Genomic DNA, 24264 nt, shown 5'->3' on the forward strand with positions numbered 1-24264 from the left:
GCGGCGGGCCGCCCCGGCGCGCAGGCCGCCGGGGCCGCCGGACGGCGACCCCAGGGACCGGCCGCGCCCGCGCCGCGGCCCGAAGCCACGCCGGTGACCCGCCCGCTGCGGGCGCGTCCGGACCGTCCGCAGACCCCGCCCCCGGGCCGCCCCGGCCCCCACGACCGGGCACGCCCTCGGGACCGCCAACACACCCCCGCCCCCGGCGGGCGGCCCGGCACCGCCCGGCAGCGGCTGCTCCGGCAGCGGCTGGTGGTCTTCGTCACCGTGACCATCGGGGTGGCGCTGGCCATCGCGGCGGCGCAGGGCTGCGAGAACCGGGACAACCGGAGCGTGCGGCCACCGAGCACGGTGGTGGTGAATACGGGCTCCGGCGGCGAACAGGCGGTGCCGGGGACCTCGGCGGACGTCGTGCCGCAGGCCTCGACCGCGCCTCAGGCCTCGACCGCGCCGCTCCCGGCAGCGGCGCGCAGTGGCGCGGACAGCGGGCTGACAGCCCCGCAGGCGCCCGTGCCACCGGTGGACTGGCCCAACCGCAGCTACCCCGACGGGGCCGGCGGGCCGGCCGTCGCCCTGCAGAACGGGCACTCGGTCGGAGCCGGGCCGCAGATCACGCTGAGCGCGGTACTGCCGGCCCGGTACAAGGGCCTGCCGGCCGCGGTGGTCGTCCTGCGGCGGGCGGAGGGTTCGACCCAGGTCGACCTCGTCCAGCTCTACACCTTCACCGGGGACACTCCGGTCGCCACCACCTCCCGCACCTCGGTGGCGGACCCGCAGGCGGCGGCCACCTGGCGACTGGACGGCAGCACGGTCGTCCGCGAGGAACGCTCGGCCGTCACCGGCGCCGTCGCCTCCACCCGCTACACCGTCCGCCCCGACGGCACCCTCGACGAATCCTGGCCCGGCGCCACCACCCCGCCCCCCGCCGCCGCCCCGGCCCCACCCACCTCCCCCACCGGCTGAAGCCACCCGGGCCCCATCCGCACCACGACGGCCGACGCGAGAAGTCGGGCCCGCCGACTTCCGGTGCAGCGGCCGGGCCAATGGCGAGTGGCGGAGGCGGGACGCGAGGAGTCGGGCGGGCCGACTTCCGGCGCAGGGCGATCCCGGAGCCCGCTGCGAGCGAGCGCCTGGAAGGCGGTCTCGGCAAAACCCCCACGCGCGAGAAGTCGATCCAGCCGACTTCTCGCGCGGCGCGGCTCCGGAGGATGCTGCGGGCGCACGCCGACCGGAGGAAGGCCTCGGCATAAGCGATACGGGCCTGGGGCCCCGGGTCGGCCGACCATCGGAGGCAACGGGGCGAGGCGGCTCGCGAGAAGTCGGGCGGGCCGACTTCTCGTGCAGCGCCCCCGGAGGCCGCTGGGGGCTCCGGTGGACCGGGCGTGCGTGAGGAGTCGGGCGGTCAGGGGGTGGGGGTGGTGACGGCGTAGAAGGCCACGGCTGCGGCGGCGCCGACGTTGAGGGAGTCGATGCCGTGGGCCATGGGGATGCGGACGGGGTGGTGGGCGGCGGCGATGGCGCGGGGGGTGAGTCCGTCGCCCTCGGCGCCGAGCATCAGGGCGGCCTTGGGGAGGCCGTGCGGGGTGAGGGTGTGGAGGTCGACCGCGGCCTCGGCGGGGGTGAGGGCGAGCAGGGTGAAGCCGGCCTCGCGGACGGTGTCGAGGGCGGCGGGCCAGGGGTCCAGGCGCGCGTACGGGACCGCGAAGACGGCGCCCATGGAGACCTTGACCGCGCGCCGGTAGAGCGGGTCGGCGCAGTCGGGCGAGAGCAGGACGGCGTCCATGCCGAGGGCGGCGGCGCTGCGGAAGATGGCGCCGAGGTTGGTGTGGTCGACGAGGCCCTCCAGCACGGCGACCCGGCGGGCCCCGGCGAGCACCTCGGCGGCGTCGGGGAGGGGCTTGCGCTCCATCGAGGCGAGGGCGCCGCGGTGCACGTGGTAGCCGGTGACGGCTTCGGCGAGCGCGGGCTCGACCACGTGGACGGGGGCGTCGGCCTCGGCGATGACGTCGCCCATCACCTCCAGCCACTTGGGGGTGAGCAGCATCGACCGCATCCGGTAGCCGGCGGCCAGGGCGCGGCGGATGACCTTCTCCCCCTCGGCGATGAAGAGGCCCTCGGCGGGTTCGCGGCGGCGGCGCAGTTCGACGTCGGTCAGGCCGGTGTAGTCGGCGAGGCGGGGGTCGGCCGGGTCGGTGATGGTACGGGGTTCGGACACCCTGCGATCTTGCCAAGCCCGGGCGGGGAAGGCCAAACGGCGGAGGGAGCGGGGTGGTCCCCGGCTGGCCGTAGTGCAAATATGACCGTATGGCCCGAAATCCGGGCCGATCCTGGGCTCCGTCGGCCTCTGGCGCCACTGGCTCCGCCGGCTCCCCCGGTGGGCGCCCACACGGTCGGCCACAGCTGCCGCACGCGAAGCGGCGGTGGCCGGTGTGGCACCGGTCGGTGGCGGGGCAGGTCTTCGCACTCCAGGTGCTGGTCGTGCTGCTGCTCGTGGTGGCGGCCGCGGTGGCACTGGTGGTGCAGTCGCGCAACGACGCCACGCACGAGGCCCGCAACCGTTCGGTGGCGGTGGCGCAGACCTTCGCCAACTCCCCGGGCATCGTCGCCGCGCTGCGCTCCCCCGATCCGACGGCCCTCCTGCAGCCGAGCGCGGAAGCCGCACGGGTCGCCTCGGGCGTGGACTTCATCGTCGTGCTGAACGACCAGGGCATCCGCTACACCCACCCGAACCCGGCCCGGATCGGCCAGAAGTTCGTCGGCGTCTACGAGCCCGCCCTGCACGGGCAGGTGGTGACGCAGCAGGTCTCGGGCACGCTCGGCCGCCTGGTGCAGGCGGTGGTCCCGGTGTACGCGCCGGACGGCTCGGTGGTCGGGGCGGTCTCGGCGGGCGTCACCTTGAAGAACATCAGCAGCGCCAGCCAGCGGCAGCTGCCGGTGGTGCTGGGCGCGGCGGCGGCCGCGGTGGGGCTCGCCACGCTGGGGACGGCACTGATCAGCCGGCGGCTGCGGCGCCAGACGCACGGGCTGGGCCCGGTCGAGATGACCAGGATGTACGAGCACCACGCGGCGGTGCTGCACGCGGTGCGCGAGGGCGTGATGATCATCGGCGGGGACGGGCGGCTGCTGCTCTGCAACGACGAGGCGCGCCGGCTGCTGGACCTGCCGCCGGACGCCGAGGGCCGCCCCGTGACCGGGCTGGGCCTGGAGCAGGCGCCGCTGGAGCTGCTGACCACCGAGCGCCAGGTCACCGACGAGGTGGTGCTGGCCGGGGAGCGGCTGCTGGCGGTGAACGTCCGGCTGATCGACCGGCCGGGCGGCCTGCCCGGATGCGTCGCCACGCTGCGCGACTCCACCGAGCTGGCGGCGCTGTCCGGCCGGGCCGAGCGCGCGCAGCGGCGGCTGCGGCTGCTGTACGACGCCGGGGTGACGGTGGGCAGCACGCTGGACGTGACGCGGACGGCGGAGGAGCTGGCGCAGGTCACGGTGCCGCGGTTCGCGGACTTCGTCACGGTGGACCTGGCGGACCAGGTGCTGACCGGCGAGGAGCCGCCGCCGAGCCCGTCCCTGGGGCGGATGCGCCGCGCCGCGGTGGCGGGCGTACGGGACGACGCGCCGTTCTACCCGGTCGGAACGGTGCTGGACGTGGTGCCCGAGACCCCGCTGGCCGGGGCGCTGCACAGTGGTGAGCCGGGCATCGAACCGCACCTGGCGGAGGTGGACGAGTGGCGGGACCAGGACCCGGAGCGGTCGGCGCAGGTGCTGGCGTACGGGGTGCACTCGCTGGTGCGGGTGCCGCTGCGGGCGCGCGGGGTGCTGCTGGGGGTGGCCCGGTTCTGGCGGGCGCAGCGGGCCGAGCCGTTCGAGGCGGACGACCTGGCGCTGGCGGAGGAGCTGGTCGCGCACGCGGCGGTGTGCATCGACAACGCCCGCCGCTACACCCGGGAGCACACCATGGCGGTGACGCTCCAGCACAGCCTGCTGCCGCGCAACCTGCCGGAGCAGACGGCGCTGGACGTGGCGCACCGCTACCTGCCGGCGCAGGCCGGGGTGGGCGGGGACTGGTTCGACGTGATCCCGCTGCCGGGTGCGCGGGTGGCGCTGGTGGTCGGGGACGTGGTGGGGCACGGGCTGCACGCGGCGGCGACGATGGGCCGGCTGCGCACGGCGATCCACAACTTCTCGACCCTGGACCTGCCGCCGGACGAGCTGCTGGGGCACCTGGACGAGCTGGTGAACCGGATCGACCAGGACGAGGCGGCGGGCGGCGGGCGCGCGGAGCTGGCCGGGGCGACCTGCCTGTACGCGATCTACGACCCGGTGTCGCGGCGCTGCACGCTGGCCACCGCCGGGCATCCGCCGCCGGCCGTGGTGGACCCGCAGGGCCGGGTGGTGTTCCCGGAGCTGCCGACCGGGCCGCCGCTGGGGCTGGCGGTGCTGCCGTTCGAGACCGCCGAGCTGGACCTCGCCGAGGGCAGTCGGCTGGTGCTGTACACGGACGGGCTGGTGGAGGACCGGGAGCGGGACATCGACGAGGGGCTGGAGCTGCTGCGGGCGGCGCTGACCGGGCCGCCGCGCACGCCCGAGCAGACCTGCGCGGACGTGCTCGGGGCGATGCTGCCGGCGCACCCGCAGGACGACATCGCCCTGCTGGTGGCCCGGACCAGGGTGCTGGCCCCGGACCACGTGGCGCAGTGGGAGGTGCCCTCCGACCCGGCGGCGGTGCGCGAGGTCCGGGCCGCGGTGGCGGAGCGGCTGACGGCGTGGGGGCTGGAGGAGGCCGCGTTCGTCACCGAGCTGATCCTGAGCGAGCTGGTGACCAACGCGATCCGGTACGGCTCCGGGCCGATCCGGGTGCGGCTGCTGCGGGACCGTTCGCTGATCTGCGAGGTGTCGGACGGCAGCAGCACCTCGCCGCACCTGCGGTACGCGGCGACCGAGGACGAGGGCGGGCGCGGGCTGTTCCTGGTCGCGCAGTTCGCGGACCGCTGGGGGACGCGCTACACGGCGACCGGGAAGGTCATCTGGACGGAGCAGCCGCTGGAGTAGCCGCGGAACGGCCGCGGAGTGGGAGGTCGGACCGGCCGACTTCCCACTCCGGCGCGTTGGCTGCGGCGCGTCCGCTCCGGCGGCCGCTCCGGCGCGTTCGCCCCGGCGGGTCCGCGCCGGCCTACGGCTGGAAGGCCGCGGCCAGCACGTTGACGACGTCGCCGATGACGATGACCGCCGGGGGCTTGACGCCCTCGGCCTCGACCACCGCGGCGACGGTGCCGAGGGTGGCGTCCACCCGGCGCTGGGCGGCGGTGGTGCCCTCCTGGACGACGGCGACCGGGGTGTCCGCCGACCGGCCGTACTCGACCAGCCGGGCGGCGATCGCGCCGATCTTGTCCACGGCCATCAGCAGCACCAAGGTGCCGCTCATCCTCGCGGCGGCCTCCCAGTTGGTGAGCGAGCGCTCGTCGTCCGGGCCGACGTGGCCGGAGATCACGGTGAACTCGTGGGTCATGCCGCGGTGGGTGACCGGGACGCCGGCCGCCGCGGGGACGCTGATCGAGCTGGAGATCCCGGGCACCACGGTGACCGGAAGCCCGGCCTCCGCGCAGGCCAGCAGCTCCTCGCCGCCGCGGCCGAAGACGTACGGGTCGCCGCCCTTGAGCCGGACCACGAACTTGCCGGCCTTGGCGTGCTCGACCAGGGTGCGGTTGATCGCCTCCTGGGCCATGAAGCGGCCGTACGGGATCTTGGAGGCGTCGATCACCTCGACGTGCTCGGGCAGTTCGGCGAGCAGCTCGCGCGGGGCGAGGCGGTCGGTGACGACCACGTCGGCGTCGGCGAGCAGCCGGCGGCCGCGCACGGTGATCAGGTCAGGGTCGCCGGGGCCGCCGCCGACCAGGGCCACGCCGGCGCCGTGCGCGCGGTACTGGCGGGCGGCCAGCGAGCCGTCCCGCAGGCCGTCGACGATGGCGTCGCGCAGGGCGGCGGAGTGGCGCGGGTCGCCGGTGAGGACGGCGACGGTGGCGCCCGCGTCGCGGCCGCTGGCCGGGGTCCAGGCGGTGGCCGCGGCGGCGTCGTCGCTGCGGGAGCAGAACACCCGCTCGCGCTCGGCCTCGGCGCTGACCGCCGCGTTGACGGCCGGGTCGTCGGTGGCGACCAGGGCGTACCAGGTGCCGGCCAGGTCGCCGTCCCGGTACGGGCGGGCGTGCCAGGTGAGCTCGCCGGCGTCGGCCATCGCCTGGACGGCCGGGGTGGTGGCCGGCGATATCAGGTGCAGGTCGGCACCGGAGGCGATCAGGGCCGGCAGCCGCCGCTGGGCGACCTGGCCGCCGCCGACCACGACGACGCGGCGGCCGGCCAGCAGCAGGCCCACCGGGTAGGGGGTACGGCCCTCGGTGCTCGGGTGCGGGGTGGGCGCGCTCATCGGCGGTGCTCCTGATCGGGGGTGAGGGTGTGGGGACGGTACGGCACCGCTCCGCGGTCCGGCGCGCCCTCGGGCCGGTCCACGGAGCGGTGACGGGGTGTGTCAGGCCTTCTCGGTGACCCCGGCGGAGTCGAAGGTGGCTACATCGTGCATCGCCCGGGCCGCGCTCTGCACCAGCGGCAGGGCCAGCAGGGCACCGGTGCCCTCGCCGAGCCGCAGGTCCAGGTCGATCAGCGGGCGCAGGCCGAGCTTCGCCAGCGCGGCCTGGTGGCCGGGCTCGGCGGAGCGGTGGCCGGCGATGCAGGCGGCCAGCACCTCGGGGGCGATGGCCTTGGCGGCCAGCGCGGCCGAGCCGGCGATGACGCCGTCCAGCACCACCGGGGTGCGCAGCGAGGCGGCGCCCAGCAGGAAGCCGGCCAGGGCGGCGTGCTCCAGGCCGCCGACGGCCGCGAGGACGCCGATCGGGTCGCTCGGGTCGGGCCGGTGCAGGGCCAGCGCGGCGCGGATGACCTCGATCTTGCGGGCGTGGGTCTCGTCGTCGATGCCGGTGCCGCGGCCGGTGACCTCGGCCGGGTCGAGGCCGGTGAACACCGAGATCAGGGCGGCCGAGGCGGTGGTGTTGGCGATCCCCATGTCGCCGGTGACCAGTGCCTTGTTGCCCGCCGCGACCAGGTCGCGGGCGGTCTCGATGCCGACCTCGATGGCCTTGAGGGCCTCCTCGCGGGTCATCGCCGGGCCCTGGGTCATGTCGGCGGTGCCGGGGCGGACCTTGCGCGGCAGCAGGCCGGTGGCGCGGCCCTGCTGGACGGCGTCCGGCAGCTCGGCGGCGACGCCGACGTCGACCACGCAGACCTCGGTGCCGATCTGCTTGGCGAAGGAGTTGATCACCGCTCCCCCGGCCAGGAAGTTGGCGACCATCTGGGCGGTCACTTCCTGCGGCCAGGGGCTGACACCCTGGGCGTGCACACCGTGGTCGCCGGCGAAGATCGCCACGCAGGCGGGCTCCGGGATCGGCGGCGGGCACTTGCGCGACAGGCCGCACAGCTGGGCGGAGATGATCTCCAGCATGCCGAGCGAGCCGGCCGGCTTGGTCATCCGCTTCTGACGGTCCCAGGCCTCGCCGAGCGCCTTGGCGTCCAGCGGCCGGATGCCGCGCAGGGTCTCGGCGAGCAGGCTCTGCGGCTCCTCGCCGGGCAGCGCGCGGTTGCCGTACTGCTCCTCGTGGACGACCCAGGACAGCGGGCGCTTCTTGGCCCAGCCCTGCTGCTCCAGCTCGGGCTCGTCCGGGAACTCGTCGACGAAGCCGACGCACAGGTAGGCGACGACCTCCAGGTGCTCGGGCAGGCCGAGTTCGCGGACCAGCTGCTCGTCGTCGAAGAAGCTCACCCAGCCGACGCCCAGGCCCTCGGCGCGGGCGGCCAGCCAGAGGTTCTCGACGGCCAGCGCGGCCGAGTACGGGGCCATCTGCGGCTGGGTGTGCCGGCCCAGGGTGTGCCGGCCGCCGCGGGTGCGGTCGGAGGTCACCACGATGTTGACCGGGGTGTCGAGGATGGCCTCGATCTTGATTTCCTTGAACTGCTTGGCCCGGCCCTTGGGCAGCGAGTCCGCGTACGCCTCGCGCTGGCGCTCGGCCAGGGCGTGCATCCGCTTGCGGGTCTTCGCCGAGCGGATCACCACGAAGTCCCAGGGCTGCGAGTAGCCGACGCTGGGCGCGGTGTGGGCGGCCTCCAGGACGCGGATCAGCACCTCGTGCGGGATCGGGTCCGGGCGGAAGCCGTTGCGCACGTCGCGACGCTCGCGGATCACCTGGTGGACGGCCTCGCGGCCGGCCTCGTCGTATCCGGGGGCGGCCGGGCCGCGCGGCTCGGCGGGCTCCTCGGGCTGCTGCTCGGGCTGCTCCTGCGCCTCCTCGGCGGCGGTGCCCTCAGCGGCCTCAGGGGCCTCAAGGACCTCTGCGGCCTCGGTCACCTCAGCGGCCTCGGCGGCGGGCTGCTCGGTCCCCGGCTGCTCGACGGCGTCGGCGGTCGCCTCGCCGGCCTGCTCCTGGGCGGGCTCCGCCTCCGGAGCGGCGGCGGTCTCCGCGACGGCGGGGGTCTCCGCGACGGCGGGGGTCTCCGCGACGGCGGCGGGTTCGGCCTCGGCCGGGACCTGCGCCGGCTCGGCGGCCGGCTCCACGGGGGCCTCGGCCTCCACGACGGCGGCGACGGGCTGCTCGGTGGCGGCCTCGGCGGGGGCGGCCTCCTCGGCCTCTCCGGCCGGCTCGACGGCCTCGACGGGCGCGACGGCCTCGGCCACGGGCTGCTCGGCGGCTTCGGCGGGCTGCGCCGACGGAGCCTCGGGGGCGGCCTCGGCCGGAGCCTCGGCGGCCGGCTCGACGGCTTCGGCGGCCTCGGCCTCCGCGGGCGCCTCCACGGCCTGCTCGGCGGTCTGCTCCACGGCCTGCCCGGCGGGTGCCTCGGCCTGGACCTCGGCCTGCTGCTGCGGCTGCTCGGCCTCCGCGGCGGTCTCGACGACGGCCTGGCCGGAGGGCATCTCACCGGTGCCCGCGGCGGTCTCCGCGACCGGCTCCGCGACGGCCTCCGGCACGGTCTCCACCGGGTGGGCCTGCTCGGCGGCCTCGGCCACCACGGCGACCGGGGCGGACTCGGCGTCCGCGACGGCCTCGGCAGCGGGCTGCGCGGAATCAACGGCCTCGACGGCTTGGACGGCGTCGACGGCCGTGACGGCCTCGGCAGCGGTCTGCGGCGCGTCGGCGGCCGCTATGGGCGCGGGCTGCTGCGGAGCCGTCTCCTCGACGACCTGGGCCTGCCCGGCCTTCTCGACCTTGGGCAGGCCGTGCGGGGTGGGAGCGGCCAGGAAGGCGGAGATCCGGCGCGGCTGGCCGGCCGGGGCCGCGGCCTCGGTCTGCTCGACGGGCACGGCGGCGCCGTCGGCGGCAGCACCCTCGGCGGCGACGGCCTCGGCAGCAACGCCCTCGGCGACGGGCTCGACGGCGACGGGCGCACCGGCCGTCCCGGCCACCGGCTGGGCGGACTCGGCCGGGGCGGCCTGCGCCGCCACGGCGACGGCCTCCACGGCAGGCGCAGTGGCCTGGGTGGCCTGGGCCGTCACGTCCTGCGCGGGCTGGACCGGGTCGGCGTGGACGGCCTCCGGCGTCTCGACGACCTCGATCACCTCGATCGCCCCGACCGTCTCCACGGCCAGCACGACCTCGACCGGCGGCCCGGCCAGCGGCACCTGCTGGGCGTGCTGGACCTGCTGGAAGTCCTGCGCCTGCGGCAGCTGCTGCCCGTCCGCGACCGGAACCCCGGCAGCCGCCGGGGCGACCGGCGCCGTCGGGACGGCCTGCGGGGCGGCGGCGTGCGCCGGGGCGACGGCCTCGGCCATCGGCGGTCGGCCGACCACCGGGATGCCGTGCGCGGGCGTGCCGCCCTGCGAGGGGCCGCGGTCGGCCAGCGAGCGGACCGGCACCTGGCCGGTCATCAGCGACGGGTCCGGGATCGGCGGGCCGGCGTGCAGCGGCCGGCGCGGCTGCTGAGCCTGCGTCATCGGCTGCTGCGGCTGCGTCTGGACGGGTTGCTGCTGAACGGCGTGCTCGGCGCCGAGCACCGGCGGGTCCACCGGCGGCCAGGACGGCTCGACCGGCGTGCCGTCCTGCTGCGGCGCGAGCGGCATCTGCTCGGCCGGCACGGCCGGCTCGCCCCAGGAGCCCTGCGGGCCGGGCATCAGCAGCACGTCGTCATCGTCGTCCAGGCCGTCCGGCGTGTCGGGCTGGTCGAGGAAGTGGAAGGCCGGGCGCGGGGCGCCCTGGTCGACGGCCCAGCCGTCGCCGGGGTGGCCGGGCTGGGGCACGCCGGGAACGCCGTAGCCGTGCTGGCCCTGCGGCGGGATGACGCCCGCTCCCGGGGGCATCGCGCCGGGGACGCCGCCGGCCGGAGCCGGGTTCGGGATCGCACCGCCGTCCGTCGCGACGCCCTGGAGGGGTGCAACGCCCGCGACGCCCTCCGGTCCGCCGAGCGGGTCATGCCCGGCGTGCAGGTGCTCCGGCAGTCCCTCGCCCGGGACGTGGCCGCCATCGGTCATTGTCAAAGCTCCTTCCAGGCCGCTGCCGCGCCCTCGGCGACACGATCACCGATCGCAGCGCCCATCCGCACGGGCCGCACCAGCACCGGCCCGCCCCTAACCACACGCGGCCGCCGCGCCGTGGCGCTGCGGCCCAAGTCCATCCGGCGCACTGCGGCACCCCGGCCCGGCGCACCGCCCGTACGGGGCGGCACATCGTCTGAAACAACGACAACCCGGAGCAACCGGCACGACCGCACCGGACCCTACGGCATTCTCCAGGTCCGGCACGCGGCCCGTCGAATTGCCCACACTCCGAGCGGATTCGGATTGCACCGCGTCAAAAAGGTGACAAACCGACCGAATCGGGTGGGTCGCCGACCGATACGGCCGTCCAGGACGTCACACTACCGGCACGGCGCGGTCACCTCTCGAATCGGTGTCCGGATGCGACCTGGATCACCGTTGGCGCCACCGGACGGCCCCGGCCCGCGCCCACGGCCTTCACACGATCTGCTCACCCCAGAGCACCAGCACGCCGGTTCCGCCGGTCCCCAGCGTCAGACCGTCGCCCTCCCCCGCCGGCCGCAACGGGGTCGCCTGGAGCAGCGCGCCGTCCGCCCGGTAACCGGCCCCGGCGATCGCCCGGTGGACCTCCTGCGCCTCGGCGAGGGTCCGGGGCAGCGCGACGAACCGCTCGGGACGGCGGGCCAGGACGGCGCGCACCACGTCGAGGCCGCCGGACTCCACCACCGCCGCGTCCGGCTCCGGCAGGCCGCCCAGCACCTCGGGGCCGCTCCCGTACACCGTCTCCACCTCGACGCCGTAGCGGCGGGCGTTGACGGTCAGCCGGGCGCAGGCCGAGCGGGAGTCCTCGACCGCGACGACGGCGGCGCCGAACCGGGCCGCCTCCACCGCGAGGGCGCCGCTGCCGGCGCCGACCGACCAGACCAGGTCCCCGGGGCGTGCGCCCAGACGGGCCAGTACCAGGGCGCGCACATGGGCGGGGAGCACCTCCGGTGCGCCCGGCTCACCCTCCGTGCGCCCGGCGCCCGCATAGGCGTCACCGGGGAGCGCCCAGCCGCGTTCCGCGCCGGGGTAGCCGACCGGGCGCCCCGCGAGCCAGCCGGCCGCCTCGTCCACGGCGGAGGCCTGGGCGCCGCCGCCGATCACCAGCACCACGTTCGGGTCGCGCCACACGTGGTCGGCGATCCGGTCGGAGGTGAGGACGGTGACGTCCTCGTCCGGGGTGCCGAGGGCCTCGCAGACCACGAAGGTCCGGTGCACCCCGCGCAGCATCAGGGCGAGTTCGGCGGGCCCCGCGCCGGGCGCGGTGAGCACCGCGACCTTGGGGTGGGCCCGGCAGATGTTGGCCGCACGGCGCAGCCGTCCGCCGTGGACGCTGACCACCCGGGCGTCCTCCCAGGGCATGCCGGCCCGGGCGAAGGCGGCGGCCACCGAGGAGACGGCGGGCAGCACCTCCAGTTCGAGGCCGTACTCGGGGCGGCGCAGGGTGCGCACCACCCCGAAGAAGCCCGGGTCGCCCTCGGCGACCACGACGGCGGCGCCGCGGTGCTCGGCGATCCGGCGGGCGGCCTGCCGGACGTTGCCGAGAATGATCCGCTCGGCGGCCTCCGGCACCGGGAGGGCGTTCAGTTGGTAGGGGGCTCCCGCCACCAGGGTCGCCGCGGCCAGGGCCGCGCCGGCGGCCTCGGTCAGCGGTGTGCCGTCCCACCCGATGACCGTGATCCGGTCAGCCATCTGCGGCCGTTCTCCCTCGCCTCGGTGCGCCACTCGATCCGCCGTCGTGCGGTGCCGGTCCAGAGGCTACCGGGTGCGGTACCCCGGACCCCGACATCTCGCACACATGTCCACGCCGGGTCAGGGCCTTCGGGTCTCAGTCGCGGAGCACGTAGCGCTGGTCGCCGTGCCAGCCCCCGCGGAGCGGCTCGGGCGACTCCAGGTCCTCCGGGAGCAGGCTCCACAGGATGAGGTCGCTGCGGCTCTCTCCCCCGGCCCGGCCGCCGGGAGCTGCCCCCGGCACCGCCTCGCCGGACTCCCCCCGGACTATCCAGGCGCTGCGCAGCACGCCCTCGCTGATGCCGCCGATCTTCTGGGCGACCTGCTGGGCGGCGGTGTTCCCGGCGGCGGTGCGCAGCTCCAGGCGCAGGAAGCCGCGGTCCTCGAACAGCCACTGGGCGACGCCGAGGACGGCCTCCGGGGCGTAGCCCTCGCCGCGCGCCCAGACGGCGGTGACGTAGGAGATCTCGGTGCTGCGCAGCCGCCAGTCGGTGTTGCGCAGTTCGACCAGGCCGACCAGGCGCTGGGTCAGGTTCTCGGTGACGGCGAAGACGATGCCGCGCCCGGCGGCCCGGTGGGCGGGGGCGAGGGTGCGGGCGAGCTCGGCCGCGTACTCCTCGGTGAAGGGGTGCGGCAGGTCCGTCCAGGCGAGGACGAGATCGTCGGCCATCATGGTGGCCAGCCCGGGGGCGTCGTCCTCCGCCAGGGGCCGAAGCAGCAGCCGTTCGGTGCTGATGGCGGTCTCGGGGAAGCTCGCTGCCATGCCGTCTCTCCTCGCCGGGTCGTGAACACAACACCGTACGCCTCCGTCGTGCCCCGGGTGCCACGCGGTGCGCTGCCCGCACGACGGTACGTCAGAACGCGGTCGGCCGGAGTGTCCCTGCCGCATACTGCCCGACCGGGCCCCCGCCGAGGTGCGGCGGGGGCCCGGTCGGGATCGGGGTGTCGAGCGGACCGCGGCTCAGAAGGCCGGGATGACCGAACCCTGGAAGGTGTCGTTGATGTACTTCTTGACCTCGTCGGAGTGCAGCAGCTCGGCCAGCTTCTTGACCCGCGGGTCGTTCTCCTTGCCCTTCTTGACGGCCAGGATGTTGGCGTACGGGTTGCCCTCGGCCTTCTCCAGCACCAGGGCGTCGGTGGCCGGCTTCAGGCCGGAGTCGATCGCGTAGTTGCCGTTGATGACGGCGGCGTCGAGGTCGGCGACGGAGCGGGGCAGCTGGGCGGCCTCCAGCTCCTTCCACTTGAAGTTCTTCGGGTTGCCGGTCACGTCCGCCGGGGTGGCGGCGGTGGTGACGCCGTCCTTGAGGGTGATCAGCTTGTTGTCGGCGAGCAGCTTGAGCGCGCGGCCCTCGTTGGTGGCGTCGTTCGGCAGACCGATGGTGGCGCCGTCCGGCAGGTCGGCGATCGCCTTGACCTTCTTGGAGTAGACGCCCAGCGGCTCCAGGTGCACGGGCTCGACCGACACGATGTCGGTGCCGCGCTTCTTGTTGAAGTCCTCCAGGTACGGGACGTGCTGGAAGTAGTTGGCGTCGGCCGAACCGTCCTGCACCGCCGTGTTGGGGGTCACGTAGTCGGTGACCTCCTTGATGTCGAGCTTGAGGCCCGCCTTCTCCGCGAGGTTGTCCTTGACGAACTTCAGGATCTGACCGTGCGGGGTGGGGCTGGCCACGACCTTGAGCGGCGCGTTCGCGTCCGACGAGGAGGAGGACCCGGAGCTGCCGCAGGCGGCCAGCGAGAGGGCGACGCCGGCGGTGGCGAGGATGCTGGTGAACTTCAGAACGTTGCGCACGAAAAGTGCCTTTCTGCGTGGAACGGGGAGCCGCGCCCGGGGTCGGACGGGGGAGGTCTAGGAGGCGACGAGGTCCTCGTCGGGCGTCGTCCGGGAGCGGCCGAGCAGCCGGGTCCGGCCGCCGGTGCGCCCTCGGTGGGAGAGCCGCTGGACGACGAAGTCGCCGATCAGCTGGACGGCGGTGACGATGATCACCAGCTCGGCCACGATGACCCACATGAAGGTGGTCTCGAAGCGCTGGTAGCCGTAGTTGACGGCGAGGGTGCCGAGGCCGCCGCCGCCGACCGTGCCGGCCATCGCGGAGTAGCTGATCAGGGTGATGACCGTGGTGGTGACCGAGGCCACGATGCCGGGCAGGGCCTCGGGCAGCAGGGTCTTGCGGACGATCGTCCAGGTGCTGCCGCCCATCGACTGGACCGCCTCGACCAGGCCCCGGTCGACCTCACGGACGGAGGTCTCGACCAGGCGGGCGAAGAACGGGATGGCGCCGATGGTCAGCGGTACGGTCGCCGCCTGCCAGCCGATGGAGGTGCCGACCAGCCAGCGGGTGAAGGAGATCAGCGCGATCATCAGGATGATGAACGGCACCGACCGGGCGAGGTTCACGACGAAGCCGATGCTCTTGTTGACGGCCCGGTTGGCCAGCAGGCCGCCCTTGTCGGTGAGCACCAGCAGCACGCCCAGCGGCAGGCCGAGCAGGACGGTGACGACCGCGGACACCCCGACCATCTGGAAGGTCTCCTGCGTGGCGGGCCCCATCAGGGCCCACATCTCGTCCCAGGTCATGCCACCGCTCCGTCCGTCGCACCGATCACGTCCACCTGCAGGCCCTGCTCGCGCAGGTAGCCGATCGGCACCACGTTGTCCTGGTGGCCGCCGGACAGCTCGACCCGCATCCGGCCGACCATCCGGCCGGCGATGGTCTCCACCGCGGCGCCGAGGATGTTGATGTCGATCTGGTAGGTGCGGGCGAGCTGGGAGACGAAGGGCTGGGCCGAGCTGTCGCCCTGGAAGGTGATCTCCAGCACGGTGGAGCCGGGGTGGCCGGTGCCGAACTCGCTGAGCGGGAACAGTTCGCGGGCCAGCTCGGAGCCGGGCCTGGCGAGCAGGTCGGTGAGCTCGCCGGACTCGACCACCCGGCCGCCGCGCATCAGGGCGGCGGAGTCGCAGACGGACTTGATGACGTCCATCTCGTGGGTGATCAGCAGGACGGTGAGGCCCAGCTGCTGGTTGAGCTCGCGCAGCAGCTTGAGGATCGAGCGGGTGGTCTCCGGGTCGAGCGCCGAGGTGGCCTCGTCGGAGAGCAGCACCTTGGGGTCGCCGGCCAGCGCCCGGGCGATGCCGACGCGCTGCTTCTGGCCGCCGGAGAGCTGGTTGGGGTAGCTGCGGGCCTTGTCGCCCAGGCCGACCAGGTCGAGCAGCTCGGCGGCCTTGCGGCGGCGCTCGGTGCGGTCCAGGCCGATGATCTCCAGCGGGAGCTCGACGTTCTGCTGCACCGTCCGCGAGGAGAGCAGGTTGAAGTGCTGGAAGACCATGCCGATCCGGCGGCGGGCCTCGCGCAGTTCCTTGCCGGCCCGGTTCTCGCCGCCGGCCAGCGCGGTCAGCTCGACCCCGTCCACGGTGACCGTGCCGGAGGACGGGCGCTCCAGCATGTTCACGCAGCGGATGAGGGTGGACTTGCCGGCACCGCTGGTGCCGACGACTCCGTAGACCTCGCCCGGGCGGACGTGCAGGTCGACACCGGCGAGGGCGGTCACCTCGCGGCCTCGGGAACGGTAGACCTTCGTCAGGTCCGTGGTGGTGATCACAGCGGCTTTCCGTGGGTCGGGGGCGGGCGGCGCGGGTCGACCGCCCGACCTGCTTGCGGTCGGCGGGGCGACCTCACGGCGCTGCGCCAGGAGGGTCCGGACCTGGCGTCCCTCGATCGTGGCCGTTGGACGCCGGGGCCGCGCGACGGCGTGGCCCTAACGGGTCAACTCAACGGCACCCGCGCGGATGCGGGCACGACGGGGGAAGGGGTCCGGGAGGAGGGGCGCGCTCGCACGGGCGGGAGCGCTGCCGGAGTCTCGCTTCGGGGCGCGAGGGGGAGGCGCCCTCAGCGGGGCGCCGGGGGCGGTGGCCCTCAGCAGTGACACATTCGACGACACATGGCACGCTCACCTGCCGGCAGGGTGCCGGTGGGGGTCCAGTTCGTCGTCGCAGTCATGTGAGCCAGTAAAACAGATGGGTCGAATTCCGCCCAATTGTTTGGCGAAGCTGTCCGCAATGCGGACACATACCCCTGTGACCTGCATGGATACGGCTCGGCGCCGCCACCGGTGGTCCGGATGGTGGCGGCGCCGGGAAACGTGCGCGGGGCGGCGGGCTCAGGCCGTCGCCGCGAGCGGCGTCGCGGCGGCCTTCTCCAGGTGCACGTAGCTCAGCCGGCTGGTGATCTGCTCGACCCCGGTCTGGCGGTACCCCTGTCGAGCGTACAGCCGCAGGTTGCCGAGGCTGCGGTGGCCGGTGGACAGCCGGTAGGCGCTCACCGGCCCCTCCTGGGCCATGCGGCGCTCCAGCGCGTCCAGCAGGCGGCCGCCGAGGCCGTGGCGCTGCATCCGCGGGTGGACGACCAGGCGCCCTATCCGGGCGACGCCGTCGTCGCCGACGCGGCCGCGGACGGTGCCGACCACCTCGTCGCCCAGCCGGGCGACCAGGAAGTGGTCCTCGGACAGTTCGGCGCGCAGGCTCTCCAGGCTCTGCGTCAGGGGCTCGATCGCCCAGTCGCCGTACAGCTCGGCCTCGGGCTGGTAGCCGAGGTACTGGAGCTTGAGGATCTGCTCCGCGTCCTCGGCCTCCGCAGCCGAGATGATCACGCTCATGCCCATGTGGAGGGGCCTCCCCAGTCGTCGTGCCCGGCGCGCAGAGGGTGGCGCGCTCACGCTCAGTATCCGAGTGATCGCACCACCGTCAAGAGCTGCGTTCGCCAGCGCTCTACCCGGGTGTCAGCTCCGCTCAACCTTCGCGGGGGCGGACGTGAGCAGGGTCACCTCCCGTGCCGCACGGGCTCCGCCCGGTCGCACGGGCTGCTCAGGGGCAGCGCTCAGGGGTAGCGCTCCGCGTGGAGCAGCATCCGCAGGCAGGCCAGGCAGCGTGAGCGGGTGGGGCCGATCGAGCCGCGCGGCATGCCGAGCCGCTCGGAGAGCTCACGGTACGTGGGCGGCGGGTCCTCGGCGAGCGCGGCGATCAGCTGCGGACAGCGGCCGGGCAGGGCGGCGACGGTCTCGCGGACCGCGCGGCGGCGGGCTTCGGCGAGGTAGACGTCCTCGGCGGAGGGGGCGGGTCGGAGGGGGGTGCACACACCGTGCATGACGGCCCGGGGCGGGGCCGGTTACGCCCGGGCCGGGGCGCGGACACGGGAGGGGCGCGCCGGTCGGACCGCCGCGCCCCTCCCCCGTCGCACCGGGGGTCGATCCCGTCGCGCCCGGGCGTATTTCCCGACCGCGCCGGGGCGTCCTTCCCAACCGCGCCGGGGATCGACCCCTCCGTCGGCGGACCGGCCGCCCGCGAGGGGTCAGCCCCGGACCCACTCCTCCTGCCGCGCCAGGTCCGCCTTCACCTCGGCGAGCTGGACCGCGACCGCCGAGGGGGCCGTTCCGCCGCGCCCGTCGCGGGAGGCGATGGCGCCGTGGACGCTGAGCACCGAGCGCACCTCGGGCGTCAGGTGCTCCGAGATCGCGGCGAACTGCCCGTCCGTCAGGTCGGACAGTTCGATGCCCTCGGCCTCGCAGACCTTGACGCAGGCGCCGGCCACCTCGTGCGCGACCCGGAACGGCACGCCCTGCTTGACCAGCCACTCGGCGATGTCGGTGGCGAGCGAGAAGCCGGCCGGGGCCAGCTCCTCCAGCCGCTCCCGGTGCACGGTGAGGGTGGCCATCATCCCGGTGAACGCGGGCAGCAGCACCTCCAGCGTGTCGCAGGAGTCGAAGACCGGCTCCTTGTCCTCCTGGAGGTCCCGGTTGTAGGCGAGCGGCAGCGCCTTGAGGGTGGCCAGCAGGCCGGTCAGGTTGCCGATCAGCCGGCCGGACTTGCCGCGGGCGAGCTCGGCGATGTCCGGGTTCTTCTTCTGCGGCATGATCGAGGAGCCGGTGGAGAAGGCGTCGTGCAGCGTGATGAAGCCGAACTCCTTGGTGTTCCAGATGATCACCTCCTCCGCGATCCGGGAGAGGTTGATGCCGACCATCGCGGTCACGAAGGCGAACTCGGCGACGAAGTCGCGCGAGGCGGTGCCGTCGATGGAGTTGCCGACCGAGCCGCCCTCGAAGCCGAGTTCGGCGGCGACGGCCTGCGGGTCGAGGCCGAGCGAGGAGCCGGCCAGCGCGCCGGAGCCGTACGGCGAGACGGCGGTGCGGGCGTCCCACTGGCGCAGCCGCTCGGCGTCCCGGCCGAGGGCCTGCACGTGCGCGAGGACGTGGTGGGCGAAGAGCACCGGCTGGGCGTGCTGGAGGTGGGTGCGGCCCGGCATCGCGGTGTCCGGGTGCGCCTCGGCGAGGCCGACGAGGGCCTGCTGGAGGTCGAGCAGCAGGCTGCCGATGGTCTTCGCGTGGTCCCGCAGGTACATCCGGAACAGGGTGGCGATCTGGTCGTTGCGCGAGCGTCCGGCCCGCAGCTTGCCGCCGAGGTCGGGGCCGAGGAGCTCCAGCAGGCCGCGCTCCAGGGCGGTGTGCACGTCCTCGTCGGCGACGGTGCCGGTGAAGGTGCCCGCCCGGACGTCGGCCAGCAGCCGGTCCAGGCCGTCCAGCATGCCGGCCAGCTCCTCGTCGGAGAGCAGGCCGGCCTTGTGCAGGACCCGGGCGTGGGCCTTGGAGCCGGCGATGTCGTACGGCGCGAGGCGCCAGTCGAAGTGGACCGAGGCCGAGAGCCGGGCGAGCGCCTCGGACGGGCCGTCGGCGAAGCGCGCGCCCCAGAGGCGGACGTCGGAGGGCTGCTCGGCGGTCATCGCGTGACTCCTTCATGCATGTGCAGTGGACGGCATAAGTATGCACGACGCCGTATGAAACACAAAACCCCGGCCGGAGGGCTCTCCGTCGGCCGGGGTTCGTCGAGGTCAGGCGGCGCGCGGCGCTACTGCGCCTTCGCCTGGGCGAGTTGCATGAGGTGGTCGGCGAGCGCCTGGCCGCCGGCCGGGTCGCGGCTGATCAGCAGCACGGTGTCGTCGCCGGCGATGGTGCCGATGATCTCGAAGACCTCGGCCTGGTCGATCGCCGAGGCCAGGAACTGGGCGGCGCCCGGCGGGGTGCGCAGCACCACCAGGTTGCCGGAGGCCGTCGCGGAGACCATGAGTTCGCCGGCCAGCCGGGCCATCCGGCCCTCGCTGGCCGACTCCCCCATCGGCGCGCGCGGCGTGCGGTCGCCGCCCTCGGCCGGGACGGCGTAGATCAGCGCGCCGTCCCGGTTGCGGATCTTGACCGCGCCCAGCTCGTCCAGGTCCCGGGAGAGGGTGGCCTGGGTCACCACGAGTCCATCGTCGGCGAGCAGCTTGGCGAGCTGGCTCTGCGAACGCACGGGCTGGCGGGTGAGCAGGTCCACGATCCGCCGGTGGCGCGCGGTGCGGGTCTGCGGGACCTGCGGCGTCGGGCCGGCGGCGGACGAACCGGAGCGGGAAGCGGTCATGTGATTATTCTCCCGGACGACGGTCAACTCGCATCGGCCGGGGCGCTCTCGCGCACCGTCCGGAGGATGCCCGGCAGCGCGGCCAGGAAGGCGTCCGTCTCCTGCTCGGTCAGCACCAGCGGCGGGGCCAGCCGGACGGCGTCCGGGACGGCCGCGTTGACCAGGTAGCCCGCCTCCTGCGCGGCGGCCTGGACCCGCGCCGAGACCGGCTCGGTGAGCACGATGCCGAGCAGCAGGCCCGCCCCGCGCACGTGCGAGACCAGCGGGTCGCCGAGCGCCTCGATTCCGTGCCGCAGCCGCTCGCCCAGCTTGCGGGTGTGCTCCAGCAGGCCCTCGGACTCGATGGTGTCCAGCACCGCGAGCCCGGCCGCGGCGGCCACCGGGTTGCCGCCGAAGGTGGTGCCGTGCTGGCCCGGGGTGAGCAGTTCGGCGGCCGGCCCGAAGGCGAGCACCGCGCCCATCGGCAGACCGCCGCCGAGCGCCTTGGCCAGGGTGACCACGTCCGGCTCCACGCCCTCGTACGCCTGGTGGGCGAACCAGTGGCCGGTGCGGCCGACACCGGTCTGGATCTCGTCCAGGACCAGCAGGGTGCCGGTGGCCCGGGTGATCTCGCGCGCCGCCCTCAGGTAGCCCTCGGGCAGCGGGACGGCGCCGTTCTCGCCCTGGATCGGCTCCAGGAAGACGGCGGCGGTCCCGGTGGTGACGGCCGCGCGCAGCGCCTCGACGTCGCCGAACGGGACGTGGGTGACGTCGCCGGGCAGCGGCCGGAACGGGTCCTGCTTGGCGGGCTGGCCGGTGAGCGCGAGGGCGCCCATGGTGCGGCCGTGGAACGCGCCCTGGAGGGCGACCAGGTGGGTGCGGCCGGTCCGCCGGCTGATCTTGAAAGCGGCCTCGTTGGCCTCGGCGCCGGAGTTGCAGAAGAACACCCGCCCGCCCGGGCGGCCGTCCAGCTCCAGCAGCCGCTCGGCGAGGGCGATGGTGGGCTCGGCCATGAAGAGGTTGGAGACGTGGCCGAGGGTGGCGATCTGCCGGCTCACGGCCTCGACGACGGCCGGGTGGGCGGTGCCGAGGGCGTTGACGGCGATGCCGCCGAGCAGGTCGGTGTACTCCTTGCCGTCGGCGTCCCAGAGCTTGCTGCCCTCGCCGCGCACCAGCGGGATGCGGGGGGTGCCGTAGTTGTCGGTGAAGGAGTGCTGCCACCGCTGGGCGAGCTGCTCGTTGTGCGTCACGTCGGTCATGTCGGTCATGTCGGTCCCGCCGGTCATGCCAGTCCCCCGGTCACGGTCGCTTCGTCGTCCGGCACGACCATCGTGCCGATGCCCTCGTCGGTGAAGATCTCCAGCAGCAGGCTGTGCTGGACCCGGCCGTCCAGCACGCGGGCGGTGCCCACGCCGGAGCGGACGGCGCGCAGGCAGCCCTCCATCTTGGGGAGCATGCCGCTGGCCAGGTCGGGCAGCAGCTCCTCCAGCTCGCTCGCGGTGAGCTGGCTGATCACGTCGTCCGAGTTCGGCCAGTCCTTGTAGAGGCCCTCGACGTCGGTGAGGACGACGAGCATCTCGGCGCCCAGCGCGACCGCGAGGGCGGAGGCGGCGGTGTCGGCGTTGATGTTGTAGACGTGGCCGTCGGTACCGCGGGCGATCGAGGAGATGACCGGGATGCGGCCGTCGGCGATCATCGCCTTCACCGCGCCGGACTCGATGTTGACGATGTCGCCGACCAGGCCGATGTCGACCTGCTCGCCGTCCACCACCGCGTAGCGCTTGACCGCCGTCATGGTGTGGGCGTCCTCGCCGGTCATGCCGACCGCGAACGGGCCGTGCCCGTTGAGCAGGCCGACCAGCTCGCGCTGCACCTGGCCGGCGAGCACCATCCGGACCACGTCCATGGTCTCCGGGGTGGTGACCCGCAGGCCGTTGGTGAAGCTCGACTCCAGGCCCAGCCGGTCGAGTTGGGCGCTGATCTGGGGGCCGCCGCCGTGCACCACGACCGGGTGCAGACCGGCGTAGCGCAGGAAGACGACGTCCTGGGCGAAGGCGGCCTTGAGGCTCTCGTCCACCATCGCGTTGCCACCGAACTTGATCACGACGGTCTTGCCGTGGAAGCGCTCCAGCCACGGCAGCGCCTCGATCAGCGTCATGGCCTTGGGCAACGCGGTGTTGTTGCGGGCCTGTTCGCCCTTGGGTGCGATCTGCACGGAATTCCCTCGTCGATGGGGGTCCCCCCGGCCGCGGGCCGGGGGGAGGTCGCGGATCAGGTGCCGCGGCTCGGAGTGCCGCGGCTCAGGGTGTCGCGGACGAAGTGACGCGGATCAGGTCGAGTAGGCGCTGTTCTCGTGAACGTAGTCGGCCGTCAGGTCGTTGGTCCACAGCGTGGCGCCCGCCGTACCGGCGTTGAGGTTCGCGGTGATGACGACCTCGCGGCCCTTCATGTCCACCAGGTCGCGGTCCTCGCCCACGCCGCCGGCCCTGCAGACCCAGACGCCGTTGATGGCGACGTCCAGCTCGTTCGGGTCGAAGGCGGCGGAGGTGGTGCCGATCGCGGCCAGCACCCGGCCCCAGTTGGGGTCCTCGCCGTGGATGGCGCACTTGAGCAGGTTGTTGCGGCTGATCGTCCGGGCGACCTCGACCGCCTCGTCCTCGGTGGCGGCGCCGGTGACGTCGATCCGGATCTCCTTGCTCGCGCCCTCCGCGTCGCCGATCAGCTGACGGGCCAGGTCGGCGCTGACCGTGCGGACGGCCTCGGCGAACTCGGCCTGCTCCGGGGTGGTGCCGGAGGCGGCGGAGGCCAGCAGCAGCACGGTGTCGTTGGTCGACATGCAGCCGTCGGAGTCGATCCGGTCGAAGGTGGTGCGGGTGGCGCCGCGCAGCGCCTCGTCCAGGGCGGCGCTGTCCAGGTCGGCGTCGGTGGTGAGGACGACCAGCATGGTGGCGAGGCTCGGGGCGAGCATGCCCGCGCCCTTGGCCATGCCGCCGACCGTCCAGCCGGCCGGGCTGGTGTACTGGGCGGTCTTGTGCACCGTGTCGGTGGTCTTGATGGCGATCGCGGCGGCCTCGCCGCCGTCCTCGCCGAGCTTGCCGGCGGCCAGGGCGACCCCGGGGAGCAGGATGTCCATCGGCAGCCGTACCCCGATCAGGCCGGTGGAGGCGACCGCGACCTCACCTGCGCCGAGGCCCAGCTCCGCGGCGACCTTCTCCGCGGTGGCGTGGGTGTCCTGGAAGCCGAGCGGGCCCGTGCAGGCGTTGGCGCCACCGGAGTTGAGGACGACCGCGGAGACCCGGCCGCCCTTGAGGACCTGCTCGGACCAGAGCACCGGCGCGGCCTTGACCCGGTTGGCGGTGAAGACGCCGGCGGCCGCGAGCGAGGGGCCGTCGTTGACCACCAGGGCGAGGTCGGGAGTGCCGGAGGCCTTGATGCCGGCGGTCACGCCGGCGGCGCGGAAGCCCTTGGCTGCGGTCACTCCGACGTTGGTGGTCGTGCTCACGGTGCGACTCCGTTCACGGGAAGGCCGAGCTCCTCGGGCAGGCCGAGGGCGATGTTCATGCTCTGCACCGCGCCGCCGGCGGTGCCCTTGACCAGGTTGTCGATCGCGCTGATCGCGATGATCCGCCCGGCGGCGGCGTCCAGGGCGACCTGGACCAGGGCGGTGTTGGCGCCGTAGACGCTGCTGGTCTGCGGCCACTGCCCCTCGGGCAGCAGGTGGACGAAGGGCTCGTCCGCGAACGCCTCGGTGTAGGCGGCGCGCAGGCTCTGCGCCGTCACGCCCGGCCGGGCCTTGGCCGAGCAGGTGGCGAGGATGCCGCGCGGCATCGGGACGAGGGTGGGGGTGAAGGAGACGGAGACCGGCTCGCCCGCGAGCGGGGTGAGGTTCTGCGCCATCTCCGGGGTGTGCCGGTGGACGCCGCCGACGCCGTACGGGCTGACGCTGCCCATCACCTCACTGCCCAGCAGGTGCGGCTTGGCGGCCTTGCCCGCGCCGGAGGTGCCGGAGGCGGCGACCACCACGGCCTCCGGCTCGGCGAGCTGCGCGGCGTAGGCGGGGAACAGCGCCAGGGAGACGGCCGTCGGGTAGCAGCCGGGCACGGCGATCCGGTTGCTGCCCTTCAACGCGGCGCGGTGGCCGGGGAGTTCGGGCAGGCCGTAGGGCCAGGTGCCGGCGTGCGCGGAGCCGTAGAACTGCTCCCAGTCGGCGGCGGCCCTGAGCCGGAAGTCGGCGCCGCAGTCGATCACCAGGACGTTCGGGCCGAGCTCCTCGGCGACGGCGGCGGACTGGCCGTGCGGCAGCGCCAGGAACACCACGTCGTGGTCGGCCAGCACCTCGGGAGTGGTGGCCTCCAGGACGCGGTCCGCGAGCGGGAGGAGGTGCGGCTGGAGCGCGCCCAGTCTGGTGCCCGCGTTCGAGCCGCCGGTCAGCGCCCCGATCTCGATCTCCGGGTGGCCGAGCAGCAGGCGCAGCACCTCGCCGCCCGCATAACCGCTCGCGCCGGCGACGGCGACTCGCAATGCCATGGCGTTCCTCCTTAGTCGTGGCATGAATATACGCGTGGCG

Annotated in this window: 17 protein-coding genes and 1 pseudogene; 2 read left to right on the forward strand and 16 right to left on the reverse strand. The window is 74.5% G+C overall.

Annotated features, from left to right (window positions below):
- Nucleotides 1-963: pseudogene (locus ACFVUY_RS34095) on the forward strand (hypothetical protein); the annotation flags it as partial.
- Between the two features lie 439 nt (nucleotides 964-1402).
- Here the strand turns inward: ACFVUY_RS34095 and ACFVUY_RS34100 are convergent.
- The gene (locus ACFVUY_RS34100) at nucleotides 1403-2215 is read right to left on the reverse strand and encodes a TrmH family RNA methyltransferase (RefSeq protein ID WP_380549340.1); all 813 of its coding nucleotides are present in this window, start codon (nucleotides 2213-2215) and stop codon (nucleotides 1403-1405) included.
- An 89-nt stretch (nucleotides 2216-2304) separates the two neighbouring features.
- On the opposite strand from ACFVUY_RS34100, the gene ACFVUY_RS34105 reads away from it, so the two are divergent.
- On the forward strand, nucleotides 2305-5046 hold the full coding sequence (locus tag ACFVUY_RS34105; protein WP_387693143.1) for a SpoIIE family protein phosphatase: 2742 nt from the start codon (nucleotides 2305-2307) through the stop codon (nucleotides 5044-5046).
- 121 nt (nucleotides 5047-5167) lie between these two features.
- Here the strand turns inward: ACFVUY_RS34105 and cobA are convergent, their stop codons facing one another.
- The 15 genes from cobA to argC form a co-directional block, all read right to left on the reverse strand.
- On the reverse strand, nucleotides 5168-6415 hold the full coding sequence (cobA, locus tag ACFVUY_RS34110; RefSeq protein WP_387736193.1) for a uroporphyrinogen-III C-methyltransferase: 1248 nt from the start codon (nucleotides 6413-6415) through the stop codon (nucleotides 5168-5170).
- A 102-nt stretch (nucleotides 6416-6517) separates the two neighbouring features.
- Nucleotides 6518-10498, reverse strand: a complete 3981-nt coding sequence (gene cobT / locus ACFVUY_RS34115) for a nicotinate-nucleotide--dimethylbenzimidazole phosphoribosyltransferase (protein ID WP_387736195.1) — start codon at nucleotides 10496-10498, stop codon at nucleotides 6518-6520.
- Between the two features lie 483 nt (nucleotides 10499-10981).
- Nucleotides 10982-12238: a precorrin-6y C5,15-methyltransferase (decarboxylating) subunit CbiE gene (gene cbiE, locus ACFVUY_RS34120; RefSeq protein ID WP_387736197.1), complete on the reverse strand. Its 1257-nt coding sequence runs from the start codon at nucleotides 12236-12238 to the stop codon at nucleotides 10982-10984.
- Between the two features lie 136 nt (nucleotides 12239-12374).
- The gene (locus ACFVUY_RS34125) at nucleotides 12375-13040 is read right to left on the reverse strand and encodes a GNAT family N-acetyltransferase (RefSeq protein WP_387693136.1); all 666 of its coding nucleotides are present in this window, start codon (nucleotides 13038-13040) and stop codon (nucleotides 12375-12377) included.
- Between the two features lie 198 nt (nucleotides 13041-13238).
- Nucleotides 13239-14066, reverse strand: a complete 828-nt coding sequence (locus tag ACFVUY_RS34130; protein ID WP_359905991.1) for a MetQ/NlpA family ABC transporter substrate-binding protein — start codon at nucleotides 14064-14066, stop codon at nucleotides 13239-13241.
- A 57-nt stretch (nucleotides 14067-14123) separates the two neighbouring features.
- Nucleotides 14124-14852: a methionine ABC transporter permease gene (locus ACFVUY_RS34135; protein ID WP_359905988.1), complete on the reverse strand. Its 729-nt coding sequence runs from the start codon at nucleotides 14850-14852 to the stop codon at nucleotides 14124-14126.
- On the reverse strand, nucleotides 14849-15874 hold the full coding sequence (locus ACFVUY_RS34140) for an ATP-binding cassette domain-containing protein (protein ID WP_359905985.1): 1026 nt from the start codon (nucleotides 15872-15874) through the stop codon (nucleotides 14849-14851). The genes ACFVUY_RS34135 and ACFVUY_RS34140 overlap by 4 nt, the downstream gene beginning before the upstream one ends.
- Nucleotides 15875-16432: 558 nt before the next feature.
- Nucleotides 16433-16933: a GNAT family N-acetyltransferase gene (locus ACFVUY_RS34145; RefSeq protein WP_387693131.1), complete on the reverse strand. Its 501-nt coding sequence runs from the start codon at nucleotides 16931-16933 to the stop codon at nucleotides 16433-16435.
- A gap of 215 nt (nucleotides 16934-17148) precedes the next feature.
- Entirely contained in the window at nucleotides 17149-17406 is a 258-nt protein-coding gene (locus tag ACFVUY_RS34150) for a hypothetical protein (protein WP_387693129.1), read from the reverse strand.
- Nucleotides 17407-17619: 213 nt separating this feature from the next.
- Nucleotides 17620-19044, reverse strand: coding sequence for an argininosuccinate lyase (gene argH, locus ACFVUY_RS34155; RefSeq protein ID WP_387736199.1), 1425 nt, complete (start codon nucleotides 19042-19044; stop codon nucleotides 17620-17622).
- A gap of 125 nt (nucleotides 19045-19169) precedes the next feature.
- Entirely contained in the window at nucleotides 19170-19718 is a 549-nt protein-coding gene (locus tag ACFVUY_RS34160) for an arginine repressor (RefSeq protein ID WP_359905973.1), read from the reverse strand.
- A 23-nt stretch (nucleotides 19719-19741) separates the two neighbouring features.
- The gene (locus tag ACFVUY_RS34165) at nucleotides 19742-20956 is read right to left on the reverse strand and encodes an acetylornithine transaminase (protein WP_387736284.1); all 1215 of its coding nucleotides are present in this window, start codon (nucleotides 20954-20956) and stop codon (nucleotides 19742-19744) included.
- Nucleotides 20957-20979: 23 nt separating this feature from the next.
- Nucleotides 20980-21855, reverse strand: a complete 876-nt coding sequence (gene argB / locus ACFVUY_RS34170; protein WP_359906023.1) for an acetylglutamate kinase — start codon at nucleotides 21853-21855, stop codon at nucleotides 20980-20982.
- A gap of 171 nt (nucleotides 21856-22026) precedes the next feature.
- Nucleotides 22027-23199, reverse strand: a complete 1173-nt coding sequence (gene argJ, locus ACFVUY_RS34175; protein WP_387736201.1) for a bifunctional glutamate N-acetyltransferase/amino-acid acetyltransferase ArgJ — start codon at nucleotides 23197-23199, stop codon at nucleotides 22027-22029.
- Nucleotides 23196-24224: an N-acetyl-gamma-glutamyl-phosphate reductase gene (gene argC, locus ACFVUY_RS34180; RefSeq protein ID WP_359905964.1), complete on the reverse strand. Its 1029-nt coding sequence runs from the start codon at nucleotides 24222-24224 to the stop codon at nucleotides 23196-23198. Before argC ends, argJ begins: the two co-directional genes overlap by 4 nt.
- Nucleotides 24225-24264: the final 40 nt, after the last annotated feature.

This window comes from Kitasatospora sp. NPDC058063, from assembly GCF_042885395.1.
Taxonomy (GTDB): domain Bacteria; phylum Actinomycetota; class Actinomycetes; order Streptomycetales; family Streptomycetaceae; genus Kitasatospora; species Kitasatospora lactacystinica.